Origin of the sequence: Spirillospora sp. CA-142024, assembly GCF_050942325.1 — a bacterium.
In the GTDB taxonomy this organism is placed as follows: domain Bacteria; phylum Actinomycetota; class Actinomycetes; order Streptosporangiales; family Streptosporangiaceae; genus Spirillospora.
In genome coordinates, this window is sequence record NZ_CP192077.1 from 1,049,694 (window position 1) to 1,075,815 (window position 26,122).

20 protein-coding genes and 1 pseudogene are annotated in these 26,122 nt (G+C 69.9%); 1 reads left to right on the top strand and 20 read right to left on the bottom strand.

The window, feature by feature from the left end; all coding sequences use genetic code 11:
• Positions 1-119 precede the first annotated feature (119 nt).
• From ACQPZP_RS05285 to ACQPZP_RS05355, 15 genes and pseudogenes are all read right to left on the bottom strand, one after another.
• A complete protein-coding gene (locus ACQPZP_RS05285; protein WP_433476500.1) occupies positions 120-2,480 on the bottom strand; it encodes a hypothetical protein in 2,361 nt (786 codons plus the stop codon).
• Positions 2,481-4,354: 1,874 nt separating this feature from the next.
• Positions 4,355-4,540: pseudogene (locus ACQPZP_RS05290) on the bottom strand (BldC family transcriptional regulator); the annotation flags it as partial.
• Between the two features lie 298 nt (positions 4,541-4,838).
• Positions 4,839-5,576 carry a hypothetical protein gene (locus ACQPZP_RS05295; protein ID WP_433476501.1) on the bottom strand — a complete coding sequence of 246 codons (738 nt, stop codon included), beginning with the start codon at positions 5,574-5,576 and terminating at the stop codon, positions 4,839-4,841.
• A 398-nt stretch (positions 5,577-5,974) separates the two neighbouring features.
• Positions 5,975-7,432, bottom strand: a complete 1,458-nt coding sequence (locus ACQPZP_RS05300) for a S53 family peptidase (protein WP_433476502.1) — start codon at positions 7,430-7,432, stop codon at positions 5,975-5,977.
• Positions 7,433-7,663: 231 nt separating this feature from the next.
• Complete coding sequence (locus ACQPZP_RS05305; RefSeq protein ID WP_433476503.1) at positions 7,664-8,890, bottom strand: acyl-CoA dehydrogenase family protein; 1,227 nt, start codon at positions 8,888-8,890, stop codon at positions 7,664-7,666.
• A 76-nt stretch (positions 8,891-8,966) separates the two neighbouring features.
• Positions 8,967-9,527, bottom strand: a complete 561-nt coding sequence (locus ACQPZP_RS05310; protein ID WP_433476504.1) for a GAF domain-containing protein — start codon at positions 9,525-9,527, stop codon at positions 8,967-8,969.
• Entirely contained in the window at positions 9,524-10,183 is a 660-nt protein-coding gene (locus ACQPZP_RS05315) for a GTP-binding protein (RefSeq protein ID WP_433476505.1), read from the bottom strand. The genes ACQPZP_RS05310 and ACQPZP_RS05315 overlap by 4 nt, the downstream gene beginning before the upstream one ends.
• Positions 10,173-10,628, bottom strand: coding sequence for a DUF742 domain-containing protein (locus ACQPZP_RS05320; RefSeq protein WP_433479557.1), 456 nt, complete (start codon positions 10,626-10,628; stop codon positions 10,173-10,175). The genes ACQPZP_RS05315 and ACQPZP_RS05320 overlap by 11 nt, the downstream gene beginning before the upstream one ends.
• A 1-nt stretch (position 10,629) precedes the next feature.
• Positions 10,630-11,106, bottom strand: a complete 477-nt coding sequence (locus ACQPZP_RS05325) for a roadblock/LC7 domain-containing protein (protein ID WP_433476506.1) — start codon at positions 11,104-11,106, stop codon at positions 10,630-10,632.
• Positions 11,107-11,154: 48 nt separating this feature from the next.
• Complete coding sequence (locus ACQPZP_RS05330; RefSeq protein ID WP_433476507.1) at positions 11,155-12,891, bottom strand: ATP-binding protein; 1,737 nt, start codon at positions 12,889-12,891, stop codon at positions 11,155-11,157.
• A 270-nt stretch (positions 12,892-13,161) separates the two neighbouring features.
• On the bottom strand, positions 13,162-14,022 hold the full coding sequence (locus ACQPZP_RS05335) for an SAM-dependent methyltransferase (RefSeq protein WP_433476508.1): 861 nt from the start codon (positions 14,020-14,022) through the stop codon (positions 13,162-13,164).
• Complete coding sequence (locus ACQPZP_RS05340) at positions 14,019-14,855, bottom strand: SAM-dependent methyltransferase (RefSeq protein ID WP_433476509.1); 837 nt, start codon at positions 14,853-14,855, stop codon at positions 14,019-14,021. The genes ACQPZP_RS05335 and ACQPZP_RS05340 overlap by 4 nt, the downstream gene beginning before the upstream one ends.
• On the bottom strand, positions 14,852-15,292 hold the full coding sequence (locus ACQPZP_RS05345) for a DUF6415 family natural product biosynthesis protein (protein ID WP_433476510.1): 441 nt from the start codon (positions 15,290-15,292) through the stop codon (positions 14,852-14,854). Before ACQPZP_RS05345 ends, ACQPZP_RS05340 begins: the two co-directional genes overlap by 4 nt.
• Positions 15,289-15,651 carry a hypothetical protein gene (locus tag ACQPZP_RS05350; protein ID WP_433476511.1) on the bottom strand — a complete coding sequence of 121 codons (363 nt, stop codon included), beginning with the start codon at positions 15,649-15,651 and terminating at the stop codon, positions 15,289-15,291. Before ACQPZP_RS05350 ends, ACQPZP_RS05345 begins: the two co-directional genes overlap by 4 nt.
• 95 nt (positions 15,652-15,746) lie before the next feature.
• A complete protein-coding gene (locus ACQPZP_RS05355; RefSeq protein WP_433476512.1) occupies positions 15,747-16,943 on the bottom strand; it encodes a helix-turn-helix domain-containing protein in 1,197 nt (398 codons plus the stop codon).
• 152 nt (positions 16,944-17,095) lie between these two features.
• On the opposite strand from ACQPZP_RS05355, the gene ACQPZP_RS05360 reads away from it, so the two are divergent.
• Positions 17,096-17,773 (top strand): HAD family hydrolase, encoded by a 678-nt coding sequence (locus ACQPZP_RS05360; RefSeq protein ID WP_433476513.1) that lies wholly within the window; start codon positions 17,096-17,098, stop codon positions 17,771-17,773.
• Positions 17,774-17,972: 199 nt separating this feature from the next.
• On the opposite strand, the gene ACQPZP_RS05365 is transcribed toward ACQPZP_RS05360, so the two are convergent.
• The 5 genes from ACQPZP_RS05365 to fxlM all read right to left on the bottom strand — a co-directional run bounded on the left by ACQPZP_RS05365 (position 17,973) and on the right by fxlM (position 26,000).
• The gene (locus ACQPZP_RS05365) at positions 17,973-20,072 is read right to left on the bottom strand and encodes a thiopeptide-type bacteriocin biosynthesis protein (RefSeq protein ID WP_433476514.1); all 2,100 of its coding nucleotides are present in this window, start codon (positions 20,070-20,072) and stop codon (positions 17,973-17,975) included.
• A 23-nt stretch (positions 20,073-20,095) separates the two neighbouring features.
• The gene (locus ACQPZP_RS05370) at positions 20,096-21,334 is read right to left on the bottom strand and encodes a lanthionine synthetase C family protein (RefSeq protein WP_433476515.1); all 1,239 of its coding nucleotides are present in this window, start codon (positions 21,332-21,334) and stop codon (positions 20,096-20,098) included.
• Between the two features lies 1 nt (position 21,335).
• The gene (locus ACQPZP_RS05375) at positions 21,336-24,419 is read right to left on the bottom strand and encodes a lantibiotic dehydratase (RefSeq protein ID WP_433476516.1); all 3,084 of its coding nucleotides are present in this window, start codon (positions 24,417-24,419) and stop codon (positions 21,336-21,338) included.
• A 70-nt stretch (positions 24,420-24,489) separates the two neighbouring features.
• Positions 24,490-24,708: an FxLD family lanthipeptide gene (locus ACQPZP_RS05380; RefSeq protein ID WP_433476517.1), complete on the bottom strand. Its 219-nt coding sequence runs from the start codon at positions 24,706-24,708 to the stop codon at positions 24,490-24,492.
• A complete protein-coding gene (fxlM, locus tag ACQPZP_RS05385) occupies positions 24,705-26,000 on the bottom strand; it encodes a methyltransferase, FxLD system (protein WP_433476518.1) in 1,296 nt (431 codons plus the stop codon). Before fxlM ends, ACQPZP_RS05380 begins: the two co-directional genes overlap by 4 nt.
• Positions 26,001-26,122: the final 122 nt, after the last annotated feature.

Here is a 26,122-nt window from a genome sequence, read left to right on the forward strand (position 1 = left end):
CCACCACCGGAGCGGGCACGACATCCCATCAGCGATCAAGACCCCTGACCCTCGGTGAGGGCACGATCTGCCCATAGGACTCACAGGTCCAGGTGTTGGAAGTGCTCACTCACCAGCGGCTACGAGGCACCGAGTCTGTCAGCGGCGGCCGACCCGGTAGCTCCCATTAGGTGTTTAGCGAGTGTCTGGATGAGCTGGCGGGTGGGGTGGCCGTCAGGGAGTTGGTCGCTGAGGCGGACGGCGGTGATCAGGGCCTGGTCCGCGGCCTGGTGGTCGCCGGCGCGGTGGTGGACGGCGGCGCGCAGGTAGCGCAGGTAGGCGTCGTTGGGGACCGCCGGGTCGGGTAGGGCGGTTTCGGCGCGGTCCAGGTGGGTGAGGGCGTCGGTGAAGCGCCCGGCGGCGAGGGCGGTTTCGGCGCGGTTGGTGGCCAGCCGTGACCGCAGGTAGGGCTCGCCCAGCTCGGTGAACAATGCTTCGGCGTCGGCGAGGGTGGCTTCGGCGTCGTCGTGGTGTCCCAGCTTGCTGTGGGCGAGGCCGAGCTGGCGCTGCAGCAGGGCCTGGCCGCGCGGGTGCGTCGGCATCGCCTGGTACAAGGCCAGGCCCTCTTCCAAAACTGTGAGCGCCTGTTCGGGCTTGTCGAGGGCGAGGAGGGTGGCGCCGTGGTGCTCGGCCACCGACGCCTCGGCCAGCTGGTCGCCGGTCTGCCGGGCCAGCCGGGCGGTGGCGCGGTGGTGCTCGACTGCGTCTGCGAGCCTGCCCAGCCGCCGGTCCAGGAGGCCGGCCAGCATATGGGCGCGGGCTTGGGCGCCGGGGTCCACAGGCTGGGCGCAGTCCAAGCCGATCTGGCAGATCTGCCGCCAGGCGGGGTAGTCCTGCCGTTGGCTGACATAGCCCCAGAGGGTGTCGACGAATTGCCAGGCCAGGTGGTGCAGGTCGTGCTCTGCGGCCGCGGCCTGGGCGGCGAGCAGGGTCGGCAGCCATTCCTGCATCAGGGCGATCGCGTTGCTCTTGTCGGCGACGGCCGGGGCCCGTTCTGGTGTCTGTGTCCATGCGAACACCGGGGCGTCGCGTCGGCGGCCGTGCCCGATGAGGAGTTCGAGCGAGGCGCTCCACATCAGGTAGTGGCGGACCGCGCGGGCCAGCGCGGCCGTTCGGTCGTCCTCGGGCAGGTCGGCGGCCTGATGCTCGGCGTGGACGCGGACGGGGGCGGGCATCCGCCAGTGGTCGGGGGCCGGGCCGTGCTCCAGCAGGTGCGCGTCGCGTAGCCGGGCCAGGATGGTGTCGGTGTCCTGGTCGCCGGCGCGGAGCGTGGTGGCGGCCGCGGCGGCCGAGAACACCGGGCCGGGCAGGATGGCCAGGTACCGGTAGGCGGTCTGCAGGTCCGGGTCCAGACCGGTGTAGATGGCGTCCAGCGTGCTGTCGATGATGATCTCCTCGTCGGTCGGGCCGGTGCCGGTGCCGGTGCCGGTGCCGGTGCCGGTGTGAGGGTGGGTGCTGACCGTTTGGCGGGTGGGCTGGGGCGGTCGCGTGGTGGGGCCGGTGGGGCGGGTCAGCCGGGCGGCCAGCTCGCCGATGGGGCGGTGCGGCCGGGCGGCGACATAGGCCGCGGCGTGCACGAGGGCCGCGGGCAGGGCGCCGCAGGCGTGTACCAGCGCGCGGACGCCGTCGGGGTCGGCGGTGGCGCGGTCGCCGATGATGCCGGCGGCCAGCGCCGCGGCGTCGGGTGCGGGCAGCGGCCCTACGGGTATGCGGATCGCGCCGTCGACGGCGGCAAGGTCCAGCAGTTGGTGGCGGCTGGTGACCACGACCAGCCCGGCGGCGGGTAGCAGTGCCCGGACCTGCCCGGGGGTGGTGGCCTGCTCGATGACGGCCACGACCGGGCGGTCGGTGGTCAGCGACCGCAGGAGCGCGGCGGCCTCGCCCGGGTGTTCGGGGATCCGGTCGGCGCCCAGCGCCCGCAGCCATGCCGCCACCACGTCCGCGACGAGATCACCGGTTGGTGCCGGTCGGTGGCGGTCGCTGAAGTTGCTGCGGTCGCGGAGGTTGGCCCACAGCGTGAGGTCGGCCCACAGCGCGCCGCCGGGGGCCGCACCGGCGTGCAGTGCGTGGTGCGCCAGGTCCAGGGCCAGCGCGGTGGAGCCCGCCCCCGCCGGCCCGGTAATCACCAGCAGGTCCGGCCGCCCGGCGCCGCGGCCCGGCCCGGCGGGACCGGCAGCACCCGGGTCAGCAGTGGCTGGGTTGCTGGGCTGGGGGGTGAGGTGATGGCCGGCGGCGATGGACAGCCGGGCACGTTCGGTGTGCCGGTCGTGCAGTCGTGCCGGTGGCGCGGGCAGCATCATCGGCGGCCGGACCTGGGCGAGGTCCTGCTGGTTCGGCGGGGGGTGCAGGTGCAGGCCGCCCTGAACCCTTCCGGCCTGCACCACGGTGGTGAAGTCGTTGCCGCTGATCTCGTTCCCAACTCCAGCGGGGGGACCAGACAATCGCTCTGCCTTCCTCATGCGGGGTACCAAGAAGCCGGACCTGGGCGCGGGTTCGCCCCACGCAAGGGATCGGGCAGCGAAATCGGAGTGCCGCACCACACCGTCCCGATGGGATGCCCGAAGATGAGCATCCAGGACCCCCGCGACGCGGCGACGAACACGATCTCCTCGCCGAACGCGGCGGCCGGGATCCGCGCGCAGGCTCAGCCCGCTCATGGCCGGCGTTCCGCTGTGGTTGCCGGTCATTTGCGGGACGGGTCCAGTTCGTGGAGGGGAAATCCGCTCTCCTCGACGAGCCGGCGGGCTCCGCGCTCAATCTCGTGCGTGGTGTCCGGGGTCTGCTCGACCAGCCGCTGCTCGGTTTGGTTCGGCTGGCTCGGTTGTGGGGGCGGGCCGTACTTGGCAGCCGCCTCCAGTTGCCCGCGCAGGATGTTGCGGGGCACGCCCAGTTCCCGGGCCAGGCCGTGCAGCGACTCACCCGACTCAACACGCTGCAGCACCTGCTCCACCGGGACCGGCAACTCCACCGGATGCGACCTGGTCGGCGAACCGACCGGCCGCATCTTGGTTCCCGCTTCCAGCAGCCGGAGCTTGACTGTCCCGGTCGCCACTTCCAGTTCTTCGGCCAGGTCGTAGAGCGACTCGCCTGCCTCATAGCGCTTGCGCAGCACCGGTGACGGCACCGGCAGTTCCAGCCGCATGCTGTTCGGGCTTTCGCGGGATCGCAGCGTGACCTCGGCCTGGGCGAGCCGCATCTTCACCGCGTTGGTTGAGACCTCCAGCGCTCTGGCCAGCCCGGCGATCGGCTCGCCCGCCTCATACCATTCCCGCAGCTCCTGCAGCTCGATGGGGAAGGTGTCCCAGGCCGGTCCGCCGGGCGGCCGCCGGTTGATCCTTTCGTGCCGCATCCAGCGGTAGACCTGACTGGTGGTCAGTCCCATCCGCTGCGCGATCGAGGGCACCGACTCACCTGCCGCGTACCGTTCGCGCAGCACCTCGACCGACAGTTCCAGCTCTGCCGGGCGCTGCCGCGACTTCGGCAAATACGACTCGGGTCGCGGCTCAGGTTGCGATTCTTTGGTCGTCGTACCTGCGCTGGGAGCCTGTGCCCCACGGCTGGCCGGTGGTGGGAGGGCGAGCTGGGGCGGGTCGGTGGTGACGTCGGCCCGACCGGCGGCCGGGTGCTGGGGCCCAACCGGTTCGTCCTGGCCCGGTCTGGGCGGCGGAATCGGTGATGGGCTTCCCGCATCCGGTGTCGCCGACTCCGATCCGGACGCCGACTCCGATCCGGACGCCGACTCAGATTCGGACGCCGGCTCGGCGGCGACGCCGGATGCGTTGAGGGCGCTGGTGGCGGTGTCGGCCCGTTGGCCGGGGCGGGCGGCGGGTGCGGTGTTGCCGGGCCAGACGAATCCGGCGGCGGTGGGGTCCCCCTGATCGCCCATGAGGTCTCCAGGCGGTTCGATTTGATCAATGCGGGCGGCGTGCACTACCAGCGCGGCGTAGACCGCCAGGTCCTCGGCGCACACATCGTCGAGCACCGCGCAGAAGTCGTTGAGTTCGGCAGCGATGCGTGTCCACTCGTCGTCGCTTGGAGCGCGCCCCAGATAGCGGGTGAACCATGGGCGGTCGAGGTAGGCGACGGCGAGGTCATATCGGCCCGCGAGCTCAAGCAGCGCCACCACCGCATCACCGCCAAAATGGTCCTCGATCAGCGCGTGGATCGGGTGGCGGGCCGCGGCCGAGACACCAGCGGTGCCGCAGACCGGGCCCGGCACTGGACCGGGGGCCGCGTCGTCCGGTTCGGCGGGTGGGGCCGCCGGCGGTGGTGGGTGCTCGTCTTGCCCGTCCTGGTCTTCGAACGCTTCAGCGGGCGGCCCGTCGCGCAGGAGCTGGTGCACCTCTTCACGGGAGTACCGCCGGTGGCCGCCGAGGGTGCGGATGCTGGTCAGCCACCCCCTTTGCGCCCATCGTGTGACGGTCTTGGGGTCGACCCGGAACAGGGCGGCGACTTGCGCCGGCGTGTAGTACTCATTCCGCACGTCGGATCGCTTCCAGATTGGTTCGGCTCATGCGTGCGCTCTCGGTCGTGGCGGCGGAGGGAACAGTAGACGGGCGTTGCAGCCGTTTTCGGCGTCGGCGGGATTGCTCGGTCATGGTCAGGCGGGGGCGCACCGATGCGGGTGGGATGTCCGGCGGCCAGGACGGGGATCGGGGCCGTGCAGTGGGGCCGTGTGAACACGCTGATCACGACACCGGCGCCCCGCCGGGCGAGGTCTCATGCGCGGTCGATGACCCTTCCAAAAGCGGCACGGGTTCCCATCGACGCCCGATGCTTCCGGTACGCCGCTGCATGGATCATCTGCTGGAATCGGTTTCGTCGGCTCGGCCGTCCCGGGGCTGCAGCCCGGCCAGGATGGGGTGGGCACGCTCTTGTCCGTAGTCCCAGCCGATCAGGTCCCAGCCGGGCGGGATGAGTGCGGCGGGACCGATGACGCCGTGGCGGCGGGCGATGCGGGCGATCTCGTCCGCGGTCAGTTCACCCAGATCCTGCTGGGGTTCGACGGCGCCGTACTCGTCTCGGATGACGTCGCCGACGTCCCGCCGGAAATACAGGTTGAGGGCGTAGGCGGCCCTCCACCGCAAGTCCGCCGCCTGCGCGCGGCCGGACGAGGCCTGATCAGAACGGGCAGGAGCGGGGGCGGCCCGGAAGGGGCAGGGCACGCGGTGTTCGACCTGGTAGGCCAGCTCGAACACCATGCCCGCCCAGCGCAGCAGCAGGTCCGGGCCGTGGTCCTCAGTGCCGCCGAGCAGATGCCCGGTGGTGCCGGTGAACGACCCCGGGTGCCGAACCCACACCACGCCGAGGGTGCCACCGCCGGTCTCGCCGTAGACGATCTCATCGACCGGCGGCGCGCCGGGTTCGCCTACCGCGCACGCGTAGGCGAACACCAAGGAAGGGTCGGCCATCGCCCCGGCCAGCAACTGCCGGACCCCCTCCGGCGTGAGTCCCTCTGATTCGGTGAAGGCGTCGCCGTGCCGCGTTGGAAAGTCGCGGGCCAGCGACGCGGCGGACAGGCCCGGGACGGCGTTCACCTCACGCACCCCCGCCGCCGCACCCACCCGCCCAGCTGACGCGACATCCACGCGCTCAGCGGGCACCGCACCCTGCGTACCGCGCCGATCCCGCCCCGCACTCCTGCCCACAGGCGTTCCCGGACACGGGCCCATATGGGGACCCATGCGCGGGCGGCGAGGTCTGCGCGCAGGCTCGGCCTTTCCCCGGCCGCCGACCGCAGGTCGGTGGCCGGGCCAGATGCGGCACCAGACCGGGGCGGCGCCGCAAGCCCAACGGAGCGTGCTGCCGGTGGGTGCCCGGACCCGGTGAGTGGGTTCGCGGTGTGTTTGATGCGATTCATCAGGAAGTATCCAGTCCGGTCAGGGGGTCGCGCGGCCGGCCACACCGTGGCCGACCGCGCGCGATCACGAGGTCATCAGGCAGCGTGGGCGAGGGCGGTGACCAGGCGTCCAGCGTCGATGACGGTTCCGGCACCGGACGGCAGGTCGTAGCCGCGGCGGGCGGTGAACCCCTCGACCCCGTTGGCGGTGTTACTGCCGGTGGTCAGGTCGTACAGCCCGAGCCGGGCCGAGCCGGGCGCGGCGTACAGCACACGGTGGATGTCACCGACCGGCCGCCCGGCCTTCTGCGCGGCCAGCGCGACGATCCCGGCCATCTTCGGTGCGGCGATAGAGGTCCCGGCCACCCGGATCCACCCTGGCCGCTGCCCGGCCAGGGGGTTGTACGTGCCGCTGTAGAACCATTCGCGGGCCTTGCCGGAGGCGTTCAGCGCGATGTCGACGCTGCCCCGCGCGTCACCGACGACCCCGGTGACGCGCGCCTGGTAGCCCGGGCGCGCGAAGGCGGCCGACAGCCCGGCGCCGGTGGCGACCCCGCCCTCGTCGTCCCACACCTGGTCGGGTGCGGTCCGGCGGCCGGTGTCGTCGAGGTGGATGCGGGTGCCGCCCACGGCGGTGACCAGCGGGTCGGAGGCGGGCCAGGCCACCGTCGGGTGGTCGTAGAACGCGTCCCCGGCCAGGGTCGGTTGGGCTGGGCCCCAGTTACCCGACGAGGCGATCAGCGTGACCCCACGCCGGTGGGCGGCCTTGAGGGGGCCGCGCAGACCGGTGAGGAGCCGGTAGTCACCGGGCCGCTGGGCCTGCTCGGGGAAGTTCTCCTCCGACGCGCCCCAGCTCGCGGTGACGACGTCAACCTTGCGGTGCCGGGTGACCCAGCCGATCGCGCTGATCAGCTCGTCCAGCCCGACGGTTCCGCCGGTCTGGTCGACTCCGGTCTCGACAACGATGATCTTCGCGCCGGGTGCGATGGCGTGGACGGACTGCACGTCAACGCTGGCCTCGGCGGCGCAGGCCGCCTGCCCCGGGTCCTGGGGGTCGGCGGTCGGCACTTTGCCGTACTGCAGTACCTCCAGGTCGGCGGGGGGCAGTCCCCAGTGCCGGGAGTAGATCGCCAGATCGGAGGCCAGGCTCGGGTTGTGGAAGCAGATCGGGACGATGACGGTGCGTCCCGCGCCGGTCAGGCCCCGCCGGTGGAGCGCGTCGATCTTGTATGCGTGGTTGATCTGTGGCGGGGCGTAGCAGCCGGTCGTGCCGTAGAGCTGTGGGCATTGCGAGGGCGGCACCGGCACCACCGGGCCGTCCGGCGGAGCGGTCGTCTCCGTAGTGCGGGCGCCGGTACCGTTGCGCGGTGAGACTGGTTCGGGGGCGACGTCCAGCGTGGACACCAGCTCGTGGCTCAGCACGGTCCGGGAGGCGCCGCCGGGCAGGGTTTGGTCGACCAGGGTGCCGTGGGCCGCTGCGCCGTTGGTTGGAGCGGCCGTGCCGATCGCCACAGCGGCACCGGCCGCCAGCAGGGCGGCGGCAAGACCCGCCACCAGTCGACGGGGAGTCGAATGAGGGAACACTTTTCTCTTTCTCGGTCGGATTCTCGGTTGAAGGACGGGTGGAACGGCCGGGGCGTGGGTGCGTCCCGGAGTTGGGGGCGGGGCTCCGTGATCACGTGCAACGCGCTGACCACGTGGAGCGGCGGCATCTGGTCAGTGTCATTGGCCAGGTTCCGCGGCGGTCACCGCGGCCGCACGGCAACTCACTGAGGGGGACTGGTGCTATGCGGCGTTCTCCTTGGCGGTTGCAGGTGGGGGCAGGGCCGTCAGGTGCGCGAAACGTTCAGACCATTGGCCGCGGTCGACGCCGAGGGCGGTTTCGGCGAGGCGGTGGAGTTGGATTTCGGCGGTGCCGGCGGGCGCGTCGATGTGGATGGCGTCCCGGTAGAAGCGTTGGAGTGGGCGGTCGGTGCGCAGTCCGGCTCCGCCGTGGATCCGTACCGCGTCGCGGGTGGCGTCCAGGGCCGTCTCGACGGTGTAGTACTTGGCGTTGATGAGTTCGTTGTCGCAGGCCTGCCCGTGGTCGAGCATGTGGGCGGCCTGGTAGGCGAGCGTGCGGGCGGTTCTGAGCTGGTGTTCGAGGCGGCCGATCCGCTGGCCGATCACCGGGTGGTGCGCTAGCGGCTCGCCGTAGCGGTGCCGTTTCTTGGTGAAGGAGACGGTCGCATCGGCGGTGGCCTGGAGGATTCCGAGGGCGACCGCGGTGAGGTTGGGGCGGCCGTACAGAACCGATGAGCTGTAGGCGACGTCCAGGCCGTCACCCTCGTCGCCGAGCCGGTCGCTTGCCGGGACGGCGACGTTGTCGAAGACGATGTCGCCGAAACTGAACCCATGCAGGCCCAAGGCACGCTGGTAGGGGACGAGCCGGACGCCGGGCAGGTCCGCTCTGACCAGGAACGCCGACAGGCTCTTGGACGGCCGGGTGTCGGCGTCGCAGGTGCGGGCCACGACGCCGTGCACGTGCCCGATGTGGGAGTTGCCGACATACACCTTGGAGCCGTCCAAGACGTAGTGGTCGCCTACGCGGCGGGCGGTGGTCTGCATGCCGAGGACGTGACCGCCCGACTCGTGCTCGGTGACCGCGATGGTGGGTAGGCATTCGCCGGTGGCGATCTGCGGCAGCCAGGTCTGTTTCTGCTCTTCGGTTCCGTAGTGGATGATCATTGCGGCGCCGAGTTGGGAGGCTTGGAGCATGGCGCCCATTGCTGCGCTCACGCGGGCGATTTCTTCGATCGCGATGGTCTTGGCGAGGTGACCGGCGCCGATCCCGCCGTATTTGCGGGGGATGGTCAGGCCGAGCCATCCCTGGGCGACGATCCAGCCGGATACTTGGGAGTCGACTTTGCGGGAGGTTTCCATCTGGCTCACGTGGGGGGCGACCTCGCTGGCGGCGAAGTCGCGGACGTCCTGGCGGAAGCTGCGGTGGTCGTCGGTCTCGAACACGGACATCCCCTCTTCCTCCTGTGCTGCTTGGCGCTGCTGCCGGTGGTCGGTCCGGCAGACGTCGTCACCCCCATTGCGGTCGCTAGCTGGTGGCCGGGTTGTGTTGGTCGAGTAGTTTCAACAGCGCGTCGCGGCGCTGTTTGATGAGCGTGAGCGAGGTCTGGCGGGTTTCCTTGGGCATGGGTCTGGTGCCGACCACGCACACGCTGCCGACCACGGTGTCGCCGAGGATGAGCGGGGCGCCGGCGTAGGTGCGGACTCCGAGCCGGTCGACGACCGGGTTGGAGGCGAACTGGGGCTTGTCCCATACGTCGGCCAGGACGAGTGCCTTGGTGCGGTCGAGCATCTCGGGGCAGAAGCCGTGGTCGGGTGCCATGGTCCGGTCCACTGGCCGGGCGCCGGGTGGGTTGTGCAGGCCGGCGAACGTCTGCGCCTTGGGCAGGAACAGGTTCACCATGGCCCACAGCCTCTTGCCGGGGTCGCCGAGCTCGGCGGCGAAGCCGAAGGACACCTCGGTGGCGAACTGGTCGAGTTTCGCGACCGGGGAGCCGTCGAGCCCGTGTTCGGCCAGCAGCTTGCGGCGCTGTTCGGCGGTGTCGTGCCAGTTGTCGACGTGCAGGCCGGAGTCGGCGTCATACCTCATGCGGGTGCTCCGTGGACGCGTGTTTCAGGGGGGATGGGTGCGCGGGGCTGGCGGCGTTGGTGGGTGAGCGCGTGGTCGACCAGGGTGAGCAGCACGGTGATGGCCGAGCGGCGGTCGCGGGCGTCGCAGCGCACGACCGGGACCTGGTCGGGGACTTCGAGGGCGGCGCGGACTTCGGCGGTGGTGTAGCGGTAGGGGGCGTCGTCGAACTCGTTGATCGCCACGATGAACGGCATCTGTGCCTGTTCGAAGTAGCCGACCGCGGTGAAGGCGTCGGTCAGGCGGCGGGTGTCCAGGAGCACTACGGCGCCGACCGCGCCGAGGACCAGGTCGTCCCAGGTGAACCAGAACCTGTCCTGGCCGGGCGTGCCGAACAGGTACAGCATCATCTGCTGCCGGGGGAAGGTCAGGCGGCCGAAGTCCAGCGCGACGGTGGTGGTGGTCTTGTGCTCCACTCCGGCCAGGGAGTCGACGCTGTTGCTGACTTCGGTCAGGTATTCCTCGGTGGTCAGCGGCTCGATCTCGCTGGCCGCGCCGATCAGCGTCGTCTTGCCGACGCCGAACCCGCCACTGATCATGATCTTCACCGCGGCCAGGGCGGAACTGCGCCGGTCGTGTTCGAAGGTGGCGGGGGCGTGGGGGAGGTCAGGCGACATCGGACAGCCTCGTTTCCAGCCCGGACCGCAGCGCTTCCAGCAGTTGCAGGTGGTCAGGCCTGGCGGGGCCGGGCAGCGCCATGACCAGCGCGCCGCAGTCGATCAGATCGCTGAGGATGATCTTGGTGACCTGGACGGGGTGGCCGATCAGTGCGGCGATCTCGGCGACCGAGCACGGCTGGAGGCGGCACGCCTCGACGGCTCGGGCGGCTTCGGGCGCCATCCCCTGGGCATGGGTGGTGCCGGCGCCTTCTAGCAGGGTGACCAGCCGCATCGAATGCTGTGGCCGGGTCCGCCCGCCGGTGATCGCGTAGGGGCGGATCTCTTCAGCGTTGTAGGTCGCCCATGCCCGGTCCCGCCCCGAACGATCTTCCGGGACGTCTGCCGGAATGTCAGCGGGACCCTCGGACGGCCAACGCGGGCCCCGGGTTTGCGTGCCCGCCATGTCACTGGCTGCCACGCGTCGAGGTGAGCAGGTGGTCGGCGACGCTCTTGACCAGCAGGCCCATCTCGAACCCGATGGTGTCGGGGTCTGCGCCCGGCTGGGCCAGGACGCCCAGCACACTGCCGACCAGACGGGACTCGGCTCGCGTTTCCGTCTGTCGTGCGGCCGCGTGGTCGGCGCTCGTCACGAACACCAGGACGCCGGCGTCCTCGATGATGGCCTGCCGGAACCCACCTGACGGCGACCCGCTGATGGAACCGGCGGACCGGGCCAGGGAATGCAGGCTGGACACCCATGCCGCCGCCTTGTCAGCCTGGTCGGTGCCCAGACCCGAGACCGCCATCTTCAGACCGTCTCGCGACACCAGCAGAGCACCGGTTACACCGGTCACCTTCTGCACGAACTTGTCCAGCAGCCAGCTCAGCGTCTCATCGGCCGGGACAGCTGTGGCCGGGAACGGGGCCATGGGGTTGGTCATGTCTGTCTCTCTCCGTGCGTGCGGGAACATCCCGGGGCCGGGCCGAGGTCAGCCCGCGGCGGGGTCGTCAGGGCGGTTCTGGCCGGTGAGATCCGGGCCTGGTTGTGGACCGGTGTGGTCGGGCAGTTGGTCGTCCTGCGCGTTGCGCAGACCGGAGGTGAACGCCGACATCAGCCCCGGTGTCGGCGGCTGCCCCAGCTCCGGCGCCGGGCCCGCTGGCCGGGGACCCGGGGGCTGTGAGCCTGCGGCCTGGCTGCGGTGGGGCAGCGGCGGCTTTCCTCCGGGCGGGGGCATCGTCGGCTTGGGGGAGGCAGACGAGGGCGCAGACAACGCGGTGGGCGGCGCCGCTGAAGAAGGGGCGGCTGGGGGAGGGTCGGGTGTCGCACCGTTGAGGCTGGAGGTGTCGAAGACGGTCCCGTGCGGCACGGCACCGGCCGGTGCGGCGGCCGAGGGGCCGGCCGGGAGACTGGCGGGGGATGTTGCTGGGGTCGTCGCGCGGCGGCGCGGCAGTTCGGGGGCTGGTGCTGCGGGCGTGCCCGGGCCCGGGCCCGGGCCCGGGCCTGGGGGTGGGGTTGGGGCTGTGAGCAGCGTGTGCGGCACCACGACCATGGCTCGTGTCCCGGAGGGGCCTGGATGCAGTTCGATCCGCAGGTTGTGCCGGGCGGCCAGCCGCGCGGCCACCAGAATGCCGATCTGCCCCTGCCGGACTTGTTCGCGCGCACTGATCAGATGCGGGGCGGCCAGGATCCGCCGCAACTCCTCCAGCTTCTGCGCGGTCGGCGCCAAGCCCTTGTCGCAGATCTCCACAACCAGGCCTTCTGGCATCGAGCGGGTGGACATCAGCACGGTCGTGTCGTTGCGGGAGAACTTGGTCGCGTTCTCCAGCAGCTCGGCCACCACGTGGATGACGTCCGGGCCCGCGTACCCCGCGACCGTCGGATCCTCATCGGGAAGCGTCAACCGGATCCGGCCGTAGTCCTCGACCTCGGTGACCGCCTGGCGCAGCACCGTGGACATCGGCACCGGTGAGTACGCCCGGCGGGCGGTGTGGCCGCCCAGCACCGCCAGCCGTCCGGCCGCGCGGCGCAACTGAACGGCCAGATGGTCGAGCCCATACAAGACGTCGAGGCGATCGGGGTCCTCCTCCTCCCGCTCGGCGGCCTTGAACCCCGCCAGCTGCCGGCTCACCAGCGAATGCACCCGATACCCGACGTAGACCAGCACCTCCCGGTCGGGCTCATCACTGTTCCCCCGCTCACTGGTGTCCGCGCCGGGCGGCGGGGCCGGGTGCAGGTGCGTCAGCCGCTCCAGGTGCCCGGTGACGGCCGCCAGATGCTCATCGGCCCGGCCCAGGTACCGGGCCAGCTCACCCGTCCCCGGCAGGACTGCTGAGCCCTCCAGGTAGCCGTTCAACCGGGCGAACCCGCTGTCGACGTGCTGACGCCACGAGGACATCTGCTGGAGCGCAGCCGCATGCTCGGCGACTTGGCGCTGCAGCAACTGGTCCTGCACCTCCCGGCGGTGCCGGTGGTACCGGTCGGCCTCGTGGTGGCGCACCAGAATCGGCGTCACCAGCAGCGCCGCCCCGGCCAGCAACACCGCCACGACGGTCAGTACCAGGCCCCGCGCATCGGAGCGATCATTGAGGGCGTAGACGATGACGGGGTAGATGACCATGCAGGCGAGCAGCAACGGCCCGATCAGCCACGGCCACCCGCCCGGGGTGTTCGGGGCCGGGGGTACTGCGTGCGCCGGCCCGGACGGCGTCGAGTTCGAAGAGGTCATATCTCGGCCTTCATCACAACGAGGAAGATGGGAAGAAGACGGCCCGGCATCGACGCGCGCCAGATCTGGGCCGCACCCATGACCAGGGGCCAGGGAGGGCTGTCCGCCTCACCACGCTCGCCTCCCCGGCCCGATCAGCAACACCGGCACCGCTAGGACGGGCATCCGGAAGTTCCGCCCCACAGGCCCACAGCCATAACCCGATGTGACCCAGCGCATGGGGAGCCCGGGCGATGTACGTGCCGTGCTCAGCCACGTCGATGAACGGCGTCACATCCACCGCGGCCCCCGCTCCGGTCGCGGGCCGTAGATCCGGCCGACCCCACACCACAGGTCCACCCCGATGGGAACCGGCCACGGGCCGGGGTCCGGGCGCCAATCCGGCGCGGACACCAGCCCTGGCGGAATCATCGCCATCCCGGTGAAGAGCGCCCCCAGACCGGCGGGGGCGCGGACACACGGCGAACCGGGGCTGGCCTCGGCGCACATGCTGCCGAGTACGGCCAGACCGCGGTCGTGCTCGGCGGTCAGGTGACAGATCGCGATGTGGCTACCGGCCGCCAACGTTGTCCGGAAGGCAGAGACAGCCGCGGCGGCCTGGGGATCGCCGAGTACCTCCAGGCTGTTGATCAGCAGCACCGCGACGGGCCGATCCAGGTCCAGGGTTTCGGCGGCACCGTCCAGCACTGCGCGGGGATCGTCCAGCCCCGCCTGGACGTATCCGCAAGCGCCGGTGAGCCCGCTGGAGAAGAACGCCTCCGCGTAGAGCATCGCCAATTCGTCGGCGTCGGCGTACACCACACGGGCATGCGGATTGATCGACTGGGCGATGGTGTGGACCTCGTCGACCAGCGGCATGTCGACACCGGCGACCAGCACCTGGTCGATGCCGTACTCCCCGACCAGCGCCCGCACCACGCGCGCCCGGAACGCCAGCCGGTGCCGGGCCAGCGACGGCATCTGCGGGAAACGCGCCATCACCTCTTCGCCGAGGGCACGGTCCGCCGGGTTGTAGTCCTTCCCCTCGCCCCAGAACGCCCACAAACGCGCCATCGCGGGGCGGTCGAGGTCGTAGGTGGTCAAGTCGCGCTCGGCGGCGCGCCAGACGAACGCCATATCGCCGCTGGTCACCGGGCACCCCCCGGCGTGTGGGCCCGTTCCTGCTGGTGGCCGGGGAGCACGGCGGCCATCCCCAGGACGCGGACCGTGTCGTACAGCGGCCCCGCGTACGTGCCGTCCGGTGACCAGCGCTGGACATCGACCAGGTCGGATGGGGTGACGATGTCCCAGCCGTCGGCCAGCGCCCGGATCTCCTCCTGCGACCGGAAGAAGATCGGGCTGATGGCCTTGTCGTCGTACGCCTTGGTCATTCCCGCGACGCGCCGTTCGCTGGTCTGCGTCGAGGTCACATGCGAGAGCACCACGACGCTGCCAGGAGCCAAACGCTCCCGAAGGCCCGCCATCACTGCTGCCGCATCGGGCACGAAATGCAATACCGCCGCCAAGATCACGACTAGCGGCTTGGCCATGTCGATGAGGCCAACCGCATCGGGGTGCTTGAAGATGCCGTCGAGGTCGGTGACGTCGCCGCGCAGCACCCCGCCGTAGCCGGGGCGCAGCGCCCGTGCGTGCGCCAGCACGACCTCGTCGTTGTCGAACGCCAGCACCGTCGCGCCCGGATCGGCAGCCAGGACGCAGGTCTCCACTGACGGGAGCGGGACGTCGCTGACGATGCCGACCCCGATGTCCAGAACCTGCCGGACCCGGTATTCGGCGACCGCCCACGCCGCCGCGCGGCCGGCGAACCGAAAGTTCTCCCGCGCCGCCTCCGGCACGTCGGGAGCCGACCGGATGACCGCCTGCGCGGTCTCCTTGTCGACGTCCGACCAGTCCTTACCGCCCAGGTAGAAGTTGTAGACGCGGGCGAGGCTTGCCTTGTCGTAGTCGAGTCCGGGACTGGTCATGACTCCGCCGCAGTCAGTTTGGTGTGCAGCTCGGCCGCCGTGTCGGCGTCCAAGTCGACGTCTTTGACGTCGGGCCGCGACTTACGCCGGTCTGGGGCGAAGAAGGCCCACCAGCGCCCCTCGCTGGAGCGAACGATGTTCCAGTCCGGGAAGTCCCGCTTCAGCTCGGCTTTGGCGGCGTCCACGGGACGGCTAGTGGATGCGGGCATGACGAGGTCCCTACATAGAGGATGACGGTTGGCACGGGATGGCTGCGAAGGGCCTGTTGCGAGGTGCGGGGCGCTGTCGCAGAGGCGCTGTACGGCCTCGGGCAGTTGTCCGGCCGCGGTCTCGACCTCGGGGATGACCAGCATGATTTGCCCGCGCATCTGGGGGGTGAGCGTCTCCAGCTCGTCGGGCATGGGCGGCACGTCGGTCTTCGAGCTCGTGGCATTCATCGGACCACCACCAGCGCCTCGCGGAGCACAGCAGCTGGAGTGAGTCCGTTCCGCTGAGCGATGAGCCAGTACGGGCCGGGGGGCGCCTCCTTGTGCTCCGGCGGGAGCACCACGTGAGCGTTGTGCCCCAAGGCGGTGGTCTCCGGGACGTCCCAGGCGGCGGCGCTGCCCGGCGGCACGAAGAAGTACAGCGCCGGCTCGGACGGAGCCGGGTCAACGGCCACGGCGCCTGGCATCGCGATCAGTTCGATCGCGCGCACGGCCAGGTGCCGATCGACTTTCACCGCGTCCCACCGGACGCCGGCGGGGACTAGCCGCATGCCCGGCGCGATCGTCATCCCAGCCGTATCGCTGATCATCTGTCGTCCGTCCTTCGTTGCGATGTGCAGCGAAGGTAGGGCTCGGCCGACGGTGCTACCCGAACTGAGAGTTCGGGTGAACTACGAGCCCGGGGTCAGACGAGTTGAAGCCGTTCGGCGAGCTCGTTGACTTGGCGGCGGAAGGTCGGCCGTACTCGTTTCTGGAGGTCCAGGATCATGTCGCGAGCAAGGGGGCTGCGCGCGAGATCCTCAGGAGCGATTTCCTCAAGGTCGAACAGATGCACGAGGACGGCGGCATCCTCCCTGCGCAGGTCGTGGCACCTTGCCAGTTCCAGGCCGAAGGTGAACTGCCGCTCGCGGCTGGGCAGTCGGCTTGTGTCGATCTTGTCGGCAAGGCGCAGGCCTTCGGATGCTTCACCCGCCAGCATCTCGATGCTCATGGCGTGCATGTGAACGTTCGTGGGCCCGAAGACGGTCCACTGAACGTTGCCTCCCTCACCGACCCTGCCAGCGAGTGGAGCCGCCCGCTGTTCAAGCCGCTGACGCGCATCCCACCAGCGCCGACGACGGGCGTCGGAGACCACGGCGACCAGTTCGAGGGCTCCCTCGACAGCCTTGGCCTCGGCCGTCGCAGGGGTCTTGCGCAGCTCATCGACGGCGTACAGGGCGACATCCTTGGCTTCCTCGACTGCCCCAGGCTCACTGTGGGAGAGCAACACGTGGCCAAGGTTCCACTGGGCCGCCGCGATCCGGACGGGGTCATCGGCGTCTTCAGCAGCGCGGATGGCCCGGTCGGCGACCATGAGCGAGAGGTCGAGGCGCCCAGCGCGGCGGCAGTACGACCGCAACAGGCCGTACAGATCTGACGCCACTCGCAGGACTTCGCGCCGTGCCGCGGCGTCACTCCCCCCGCGGTGCACGTGTACCGCATGTTCCACGTCACCGATCAGGCCGGGGAGGACGCTGGCCGCTTCCGTGAAGCGATCCTTCGACGACTGCCACGTCCTCCATGCCTTTTCCACCTGTTCCCGCAGTTGCGCAGGCTTCATGGGGGCGGAGCTCCGTGGAGGGCCGTAGCCCATCAACGCGCGGGCGATCGCTGGTGCCGCAGTGACAGGGACGGGCGGCTCCTCGACAGGGTCTTCGGTGAGTAGGGCGGCCATCGGTACTCCGAGCTCAGCAGCGAGGCGAGCGAGAACGTCGGCAGACGGTACCTTCTGTCCGGCTTCGATCTGCTGAAGGTAGCGTTCGGTGATACCGCACAGACCGGCAATGGCCGCCTGTGTCCGATTACCGTTCTTCCGCCGGTAGTACTTGACCTTCTGGCCCACGGGCAGCCTCGGTGAGATCACCGTTCCGCACCCTTCCCGGCTCGCATCTCGTACCGTCAGCGTAGGACGGAGTGCGCCACCGCGTACACGGTCCGCACACGCTCGCGTGACACGTTAAGGCCCAGTGACAGATGGGCAGTTGAGGAGACGCCATGGCGCGGCTGGTCCTGTGGGACATCGACCACACCTTGATCGACACACGCGGTGTGGGTCGCGAGTTGTCGGCCGCGGCGTTCCAGCGGACCACGGGATTGGCCATGCGCGAGCAAGCCAAGATCGACGGCATCACGGAGCCTGTCATCTTCCGGGAGACCGCCAAGCTCCACGGCCTGACCACGGACCGCGCCGACTTCGAGCGGTTCGCTGCTGCCTTGTCGGAGGAGCATCTGAAGCGGACTGCCGAACTGCGCGAACGCGGACACGCGCTACCCGGTGCGGTTGCTGTCCTCGACGCGCTCGACGCAGGGGACGTCCAGCAGACCGTGGTGTCGGGCAACGTCCGCCCAGTCGCCGAGATCAAGCTCCAGGTCTTCGGGCTCGACCGACACATCCTGTGGGACCTTGGCGCATACGGCGAGGACAACGACATGCGCGCCGAACTCGTCCGGCTCTCCCTCCAACGCGCTGATGCACGACCCGCGGAGGCCGTACTGATCGGCGACACGCCAGCCGACGTCAAGGGCGCCCACGCGAACGACGTACGGGTGATCGCGGTGGCGTCAGGGCGCAGCAACGAGGCCGCTCTGCGGGACTCCGGTGCGGAGGTGGTCCTGTCAGACCTGCGTGACACCGAGTTGCTGGTAAAGCTCGTTCGTGGAGATGGCCAGTAAGGACGCGGGAGAATACGCCGGGAAACAGATCCACACGTCTGCCTGCACGTCCACGGCCGGAGGGGCCGGCGTCTCAATGCCGCTCCGCGAGTGAGGCGGGGGCAGCGCACCGCTATGGTCGCAGCGCGAACGTGCGGAGGCCGCCAATTACGCCGCCGCGGTGCTCCTTGCGGCGCATGCGTTCGCCTGGACTGTGACGTCATCCGGCGAGGGCGTCTTGGAGGACCTGGCCGGCTGTTTCGAGTGAATCTGTCAGATTTGCTAGAAGGTCGGGCTCGATCCTTCCCCGCCCGAGGGCGGCTCGTTCGACGAGCGCCGTGAGAGTGGCGCCTTGAGCAGAGCTGAGACTTTCTTTGTGGGGGTGTTTTAGTACTGCCTGGGCGGCGAAGGCGTCGCTGGATCTGGAAGCGGCTTCGGCGACCTCGGCGTACAGGAGGTTCGCCTGGGCGGGGTCGAGCTCAGCGGCGAGGTCGACCGCGGCCAGGCCAAGTCGGATCTGGGTCGTCACTCTCTTTCGGTCCGGCCGGTGGACGGTGTGGCGGGCGGTGATCAGCAGCGAGGGAAGGATGCTGGGGTCCGGCCGCCCGCAGGCGATGTCGACAAAGGCACGAAGGCAGTGCGCGGTCGCGTGATCCCAAGGGGTGCTGAGCTTGGCCGTTGGGATGGTGGCGTGTGCGGCGTCGAAGTCACCGTTCATCGCCTGACTGATGATCGCCATCTGGGTGGCTTCATCGATTCCTTCTCCGGGCACCGCGTGTTCGGCGGCGCTGCGGGCCGCTCGCTGCCACTGCCGGGCAGCGACTAAGGCCCGGGTGCCGTCCTCGCGGAGGACGGTCCTGAGCCATGGGCTCACGTTCGCGCGGGCGGCGGAGATAGTGGTGAAGCCGTCGAAGCAGATTGGCGTGGCGCGGACCTGGACGTCACCGCCGTGCTGGACCGCGCGATGGAGTTGGAGGAGGGTCTGGTAGGCCCGTTCCGGGTTGTGGGCACGAAGGTCGAGGCGGGCGAGGTTCACGATGGGCTGGAGTGCGGCGATGGCCGTACGGCCGGACAGTGGCCACGCCGACTGGAAGATCTGGAACTGTCGTTCGCACAGTTCGATCGCCAGGTCGGTGAGCGCGCAGTCGGAGGCGAGGAGCGCGGCTAGGTTCCAGGCTGTGCAGGCGAGGTCGATCCGTTCTTCTGCCTCGGCTGGTTCGTGGCAGGTGGAGGCGCAGTCGCTTACCTGGCGTACGCGGTCTTGGAGGCTTGTGCCGCGCGGCCTGGACTGGATGATCAGCGGGAATCGGCCTGCGATGTGGGTGAGATCGCCAGGAGCGCTTGCTGCGGGTTCGGGACGGCGGTGGCTTGCACCGGACGTGGTTTCGGATGGTGGCCCAAGGATCGCAGCCCGGGCGGCCCAGGCCAGGATGCTCTGCTGGCGGGCGGGGAGTCCGAGCCGGTTCCAGTGGAAGATGACGTGGTAGCTCAGGACGTCCCGGAGTCCCCGCTGGAGTCTTCCGGATCGGGCGCAGGAGCCGAGGATCTGCCCGGCGCGGCGGAAGGCCCCTGCCCAGTCCGCGGCATGGACCAGAGGTCCGTTGGTGTTGTAGAGCGCTCCGGCCACCGTGGTGTCGGCGAACATCAGGGTCGGGAGGCTGTCGGCCATCGCGTCGAGTTTGCGGGTGGGGACGTCGGGGGGAAGGGGGCGCTCGTGGGCGACGCGGTGCCAGACGTCGCCTTGTTCGTACCATTCCAGCCCTGCCGAGTTCATCAGCGTGCTGCACAGTAGGAGGGACAGTTCGCGGCGTCCGAGTCCGGTGTTGTTTCCGGCGAGGAGCCGCAGGATGGCTCGGCTGTCGTCGTGGAAGAGTTGGTGCGCGGCGGCCATGCCGTCCTCGCCCCCGAAGGCGGCGGCCTCAGCCTCGTACACGCCGGGCCACCAGCCTTGGATCGCCTTGCCCTCAGCGAGGTGGTCCAGCGCGGTCCCGATCGGGTCCTGGCGGGGATCGGCTGCGGGACCGGGGATGAGGCGCAGCCTCCAGCAGGGGTGCTTGCGCATGAACCACCAGGTGCTGATCACTCCTTCGGCTTCGGCCTGGTGCAGGAGCGGGGCCAGGTGCGTCACGGCGTTGTGTTCGCTGGCGTCCCAGTCGGGGAAGCGGACATAGATCTGCCGCCAGCTGGCCGCCTCCTGCTCGGTCAGGGCCTTTCGCCCGCCCAGGCGGTAAGTTTCAACGGCTTCGGTGAGGTCGGTGCGCTCCAGTCCGGCCGCGGTGGCCGTCTCGGCGAGGGATGCGCCGGCCAGTACGGCGATCACGGCTTGTTCGGTGGGTGACCCGACTAGCTGATCAGCAGGCATCTGTCCCATCCCGAGGTCGGTGCGGCGGTGCTGGCGGTGGTAAGTGCAAGGGCGGTTCCGGCGTTGCCGTCGAGGAATCCGCTTCCCCGGGCCGCGTCGGGATGCGCGTGCTGGCCAAGGCGGTCGGCCAGAGCGGGGAGGCAGGCGGCGAGTGCGGGTTGTGCGGCGTCCTGGGCGGCTCGCCAGGTGGTCTGGTAGAGCCCGGCGAGGCCGTGACAGATGCCGGCGCCGGTGGTCTTGGCTTGCTGGGCCGGGTCCTGGAGGCAGCGTAGGAGCGCTTGTTCGTAGGTGCGTTGGAGATGGGGGTTTGCGGTTGCCAGGGCGGCGAGTTGCCCGGCGCGGGCGATTCCCGGGGTGCCGTAGCACCAGCTCGGCCGGTTGGGTCCGAGCTGGTTGGGGCGGTGGGCTCGCAGCTCCGCGAGTGTGATCCACTCTGGCCACCATGGGCCCTTGTCGGAGTCCTGCCGCCATTGGTCCAGCCAAGCGGTGATGCGTTGGATGGCGTCGGCGTGGCCGTCGACCGTCACGCCTCGCCGTGCGGCGTGGCTGAGTAGAGCCAATGGACCGGTGATCCCGTGGGCGAATCCGAAGTTGCCGTGACCGGCGCGGAACTGCGGGGACTCGCGGCGGTGCGGATCGTGTCCGACCCACCAACCAGGAACGGTGCGGCCGTCCGGTCCGGGAACGGGGCGGGTGAGGGCGACGAGGTAGGTCAGCACTCGTTCCATGGCGCTGCCAGCGGGATCGCGCCACAGTAGTAGCGCGCCGATGCCCGTCAGGCCGAAGAAGACGTCGTACTCGTGGAATCCGGGAAGTTCTCCACGTTGGGCTCGGGTTGTGGCCGAGTCGACGCGATGATGGGCGAGGGCCGCCACGTGCCGGTCGACCTCAGCGAGGCCGTTCTGGTAGCGGCTTTGTGGCCCGGCAGCGGTGTCGAGCATGAAGGCGATGGCCGGCGCGCCGAGGTAGAGGCTCGCGGTGTTGGCTGCAATGACCTCCCCGCTGACGGCGTGAGAGATCCAGGTGTGCGCCTGCCGCCAGCTTCCCCGCCCGCACCGGGCGCGTTCGATGTGAAACAGGGCGGTTCCAGCGGCTCCCTTGTTGAGGGCCTGGGCGAGCCAGGGCTGGTCGGCTGGCGGAAGTTCGGGCGAGGCGAGAAGCGCGGCGTACTGATCGGCGGCGTCAGCCAGGTCGGAGCGGGTCATGGTGCGGACGCTCACCTCATCGCTCCTTGTAGGAGGCCGTGTGGCGGAGGGCGCATGTCCGTATGAGCCTGTTGGTGACTCGCTCCTGGTCGGTGTCGACACCAACTGCGCGGTTGTGGTGCAGGTGCAGCATGGAGTGCAGGACACCGAGGACGTCACGGGGGGCGTCACGTTGATCGTCGAGCTGCTTGCGGTAGGAGGCGAGAGCGGCGGCGCGGCGGCCCCAAGCCGCGGTCACCTCGCAGCCACCGGGCAGGGCTTGCAGGTTCGCCCATTGGCGCTCGGGGTCGGCCATGGCGAGGGCCTGGTCGCGGAGCTGGGGGTTGAGGAGACCGTGCTGTTGAGGTAGCTCCTGGATCAGCCACCGCAGGGCCTCGCTCGGGGCGCCGGTGAAGCTGATCGTCAGGTCGAGCATGCTGGCCGCGGCGAGCGCCTGTGGCCGCAGGCCCGCCTTGGCGGCGGTGATGATTTGGGTGGTGGCCGCGCTGGAATCGGCGGCGAAAACCTGGAGGGCGGCGTCCATTGCCGCGCCGTGGCCGTAACGGCCGGTCTGGGGTTGGTAGGTGGCGAGGGTGATGTGGGAGACGAGGCGTTCGCGGCGCAGGTCGGCTGCCCAGTCACTGACCTTCTCGGCGGCGGTGCCATATGCGGTGGACGGTGAGAGGGGAAGGTAGAGGGCGAGGTACGGATCGACCTCGGGGCGACGGATCTCGCGGTGTCGCCGGAACCACCAGTTCGGTGGGTCCTGGCCGAAGGCGCTGATGAGCTTGGCGGTGTGTTCGGTCAGCAGTTCATCGAAGCGCGCTGGGTGGCCGTGAATCTGCACGTACAAAACGTCCGATCGCCCGGGCAAGGCTTGGTTCTCGGGCGGGAAGTGCTGCCAGCTGCGGGGTGGTCGTACGGGCTCTGTGGCCTTGGTGAAGGGAATGACGACTTCGTGAGCGCGGCCGATCCATGCCAGCTCGTTGGGCGCGGAGGTCTCGCGGAGTTCGAGACGGCCGGCGCCCCGCAGACGGGTGCGCAGGAGCAGCCGGTGAAGCCGGTGGCTCAGGTCGACGGGTTGCCGCCGATCATGATCGACCATCGCGACGTGTTCGGGCACCCGCCACCGTTCCCGCCACGCGTCGAGGCATTTGTTCCACTCTGCTGCCGGCGCATCGTGTCCGGGGAGATCATCGGCGGAAAGCAGCCACCGTGCGGGGGTGAGGATGGTCCGCCGGTACCGGACGCGGGGCAGGAAGGGCATCTGGGCGGCGACGCCGAAGTGGAATGCCTTGTACACCGCGCACCGCGAGGTGGAGATCTCGGCGAGGAACCGTGCGAGCGCAGGGGTATGGACCCCGGCTTCCAGCGCGTGCGCGACGCGCGGCTCGACGAACTGGCCGGTGGATATCCGCAGGAGGTGGAACCGATCCTTGTCCGCCGTTACGGCCAGATCGGTCAAGGGAATCTGGTCTTCCCCGCTGGGGCGGTGCTCTCCGAGCGCGATCACGGTGGGGAGGAGCTGCTGGGTACGGGTGATGTTCTCGTTGCGGCGTTTTCGCGGCGGGAAGGTCAACTGCGCAGCGACCGTGCCCGGCCCGGATGCCGCGAAGCTCTGCGCAAGGAGGTCTCTGCTGCCGCGAGGCAGCAGGTGCGCATGCCGACCGATCATGCTGCTGCCTGGCCGAGGCGTGCCGGTCACCCTCAGCACGAACCGCCCACAATTCAACGCCTCCAGCGACGCAGCGCCGATTTCCACCGCGATCTCGACCCGCGACGGCAGGCTCACCCCCGTGGCTTGGCCGGCTGAGAGGCGCTCGATCACCCGGTCGGTCAAGACGAGCTCGTTATCGCCGCCCATCGTGGCGTTCTGGATCATCGCCAGAATCTGCTCCTCGCGCTCGGTCACGGCCCGGACGGCGCGTCCCCACGGTGACCCGAGATACTCCGCCGGCAGCCCAAGCCCGCTGTCGGCGACCAGGTCCAGGACCGGCACCGCAGCGCCTGTTCCGTACCGGGCCAAGAACCGGGTGTGGTAGTCGCGCCAGGCCGGATAGCCGAACGGGTACGGCGACAGCCGGTAGAGGACTTCGACGGCGTCACGAGCTTCCCGGGCCACCTGTTCGGGAAGCTGCACCTCGCAGTCCAAGACCGTGTCGATAGCCAGCGGCATGGAGGCAACCTGGCTCACAGTTTTCATCTCCTCCGTAACGCTCCTCCACGGAGGCTCGATCACCGGGCTGTTGACGGAGATTGCCCGATGCACCCTGGACAAGGTGTCCACGAGGCCGCTGATCGCAGGGACGTCGCGGGCCCCTGCGGCTCGGAGCTCGCTACAGGCGTGGCCAAGGGCGTCTACACAGGTCATGGGGGCTCGAAGGCCGCTGGTCAACACGTTCTGCTCCAGCAGGCCAATCAGCATGACCTTGATCTGTTCACCGCTGGCGGCGCGAAATTCCTCGGCGAGCCGGGCTGTGAGGTCGCCGAACGAGACGGGTTGGCGGGCTGCATCCAGAGTGGCGCGCACGGGCCGGCTGTGGCGCACCGACACCTCGACGGGGGCCAGATCCTGTGCCGCGCCGTCGGGTGCTGGCCCTGGGACGACGAACCGCTCGCCACGCACGTACCCGGCGTTGTTGGCGATCACCGGCAACCGTTCCAGCAGTTCCGGGTTCTTGTGCAGGACCGCGAGAACGTCGCCGAGCCAGCTCGCGTCGGCGCGGATCATCGCCTGGTGGTCCTGCCCCCAGGCCACGACAGGTGCGCGGCCGAACCGCGCCACGGCCACGCCCGCGAACAGGCCGAACGGGGTGGGGCGGCGGTGCCACCTCAGCAGGTACGACGCCATAGCGATCACCGCGCGGCGCGCCTGCCGCGGATCGGGGTGCTCGCTGGAGGTGAGGGCATTGATGGCCTCGATCAGCGCCGGGCTCGCGGTGGCCACTGCAGAGTGGATCTCGGGCCGGTGAGCGACTTGTGACAGCCAGGCGACCGCGTGGGCAGCAAACTCTGGATCGTCGGGGTCGAGATCGGCGGGCAGGTCCAGCCTGCCAGGGGCGGTGCTCGCGCGCAGTAGAGCTCCGCCTGTCCATCGGTAGTCCGCTGATCTTGCCGCCACCTTCCCACCTCCCGGGCTCGACCGGCGACAGGGCTGCCGGCACGCCGCGCGGCGTGCCGGCAGCTCTCGGTCAGGACGGGTCGTCGAAGGTGGAGTTGCACGTGCTGTCGTTGCCCGAGCAGGTGTTGCCGCAGCCATCGTCGGTCGGGCAGTCCCCGCGGGCCGCCGGGGCGTAGGCGACGAGCACTTGCACGTCGAGGTCGAACTCGTCCTCCCCGACAGGCCGCTCGGCCAGCGCCGTGGCGCTACCCGAAGTCTGGCCGTTGAGCATGCTGACCACTCTCCTCACTTAACGGGGGTTGCAGAAAGCCCCTGGCCGGCCGCGGCGGTCGCCGCCTGCGGCCAGGAGATCGAGACCCGGCTATGCGCCTTCTCGACGACGCGCCCGTGGGGCAGCAGGTCATCGGGCGTGCCAGCCGGGTAGATCCGGTACTGCGGGCCGAGAGCCCGGCGATGCTCCCGGCTCCAGACCCGCAACTGCTCGGCGACCGACTCAGCGAGCCGGGCGGCGTCGGGACCGTAGGCGTGCACGCCGTACTCCAGCGCCTTGTGGCCATCCTCGGTCGCCGGCCGGGTGGTCAAGTAGGCGAGGTTCCCGGCGGCGTCGACCACGGCCATCGCCGAGGAGGCGTTGCGCGGGGCGACCACGCCGGTGTCGCGGTCCTGATCCACCAAGACCATGCAGAAACCGGGGAAGGCGGTGGCCAGCCACATCTGCAAGGTGTCCAGGAACTCACCGAGACCGATGAAAGCGCCGCTCCAGACCTCAACTCGGGGAGTCTCGAACACACCCTCGAAGAGGCTGGGGTCAAGGTCGGTCCCGTCGTCGAACCGAAGGGTGACCTCGCCGTCGCGCATCACCAGCAGCTTGGCCTGGTGAGCGCCTGCACCCTGCACGGCCACGAACCCGAACATCTTGGAGGCCGTGCTGACCAGGTACCCGTCGGCCTGCTCGAAGGTGATGACCCGATGGAGTCCGCGGATGCGCAGGGCGGCGCTGATGCGGCCCCCCTTGGCCAGCTGCGCCGACCAGGCGGGCGGGATGTCCCACGCCCCCATCGTGACCAGGATCCGGTCGTAGGGCGCATAGGCGGGCACGCCCGCCTCGGCGTCACCGAGAACGACGTTCACCCGTGAATACCCGGCTTCATTGAGCATCCGGCTGGCCCGATCGGTCACGTACGGGTCGATGTCGACCGTGGTGACCGTGCCGGACGGGCCGACGAGTTCCGTGAGAAGCGCCGCGTTGTAACCGCCACTCCCGATCTCCAGAACGTTCATGCCCGGCACGATCGCGGCCTGCTCCAGCATGAACGCTTGGACATGCATGTCGGAGACCGAGCTGAGCGCGTTGCCTTCCTCATCCCTCTTGGTGACGACCGCCCGGAACGGCTCGTAAGCCTCCTGCGGCGACACTTCAGGGATGAACAGCTGACGGGGCACCGTGCGCATCGCGTTGGCGACGACGTCTGAGATGATCGTCCCGTTAGCGATGAGTTGTTCCACGGCCCGGTCGCGCCAGGAGGCGATCTGGTCGCCGCTGGCCTCGCCGGTTCCGATGCTGTTGCTGGGCTCGGTCACGAACGTTTCCTATCTGCTGCTCGGGTGCGGTTTGAGTAGATCTCGTTGCGCATGGCCGATGCCCGACGGCTGCACATCGGAGCACTGCCGGACCTCGACCCGTCCACCAAGGCTTGTCCGAG

Coding starts and splice junctions, on each gene's coding strand:
- ACQPZP_RS05340 (WP_433476509.1), bottom strand. CDS start 14,855: ATGACCAGTCCCGGACTCGACTACGACAAGGCAAGCCTCGCCCGCGTC.
- ACQPZP_RS05325 (WP_433476506.1), bottom strand. CDS start 11,106: ATGACCAACCCCATGGCCCCGTTCCCGGCCACAGCTGTCCCGGCCGAT.
- ACQPZP_RS05360 (WP_433476513.1), top strand. CDS start 17,096: ATGGCGCGGCTGGTCCTGTGGGACATCGACCACACCTTGATCGACACA.
- ACQPZP_RS05320 (WP_433479557.1), bottom strand. CDS start 10,628: ATGGCGGGCACGCAAACCCGGGGCCCGCGTTGGCCGTCCGAGGGTCCC.
- ACQPZP_RS05305 (WP_433476503.1), bottom strand. CDS start 8,890: ATGTCCGTGTTCGAGACCGACGACCACCGCAGCTTCCGCCAGGACGTC.
- ACQPZP_RS05350 (WP_433476511.1), bottom strand. CDS start 15,651: ATGATCAGCGATACGGCTGGGATGACGATCGCGCCGGGCATGCGGCTA.
- ACQPZP_RS05310 (WP_433476504.1), bottom strand. CDS start 9,527: ATGAGGTATGACGCCGACTCCGGCCTGCACGTCGACAACTGGCACGAC.
- ACQPZP_RS05330 (WP_433476507.1), bottom strand. CDS start 12,891: ATGACCTCTTCGAACTCGACGCCGTCCGGGCCGGCGCACGCAGTACCC.
- ACQPZP_RS05315 (WP_433476505.1), bottom strand. CDS start 10,183: ATGTCGCCTGACCTCCCCCACGCCCCCGCCACCTTCGAACACGACCGG.
- ACQPZP_RS05345 (WP_433476510.1), bottom strand. CDS start 15,292: ATGAATGCCACGAGCTCGAAGACCGACGTGCCGCCCATGCCCGACGAG.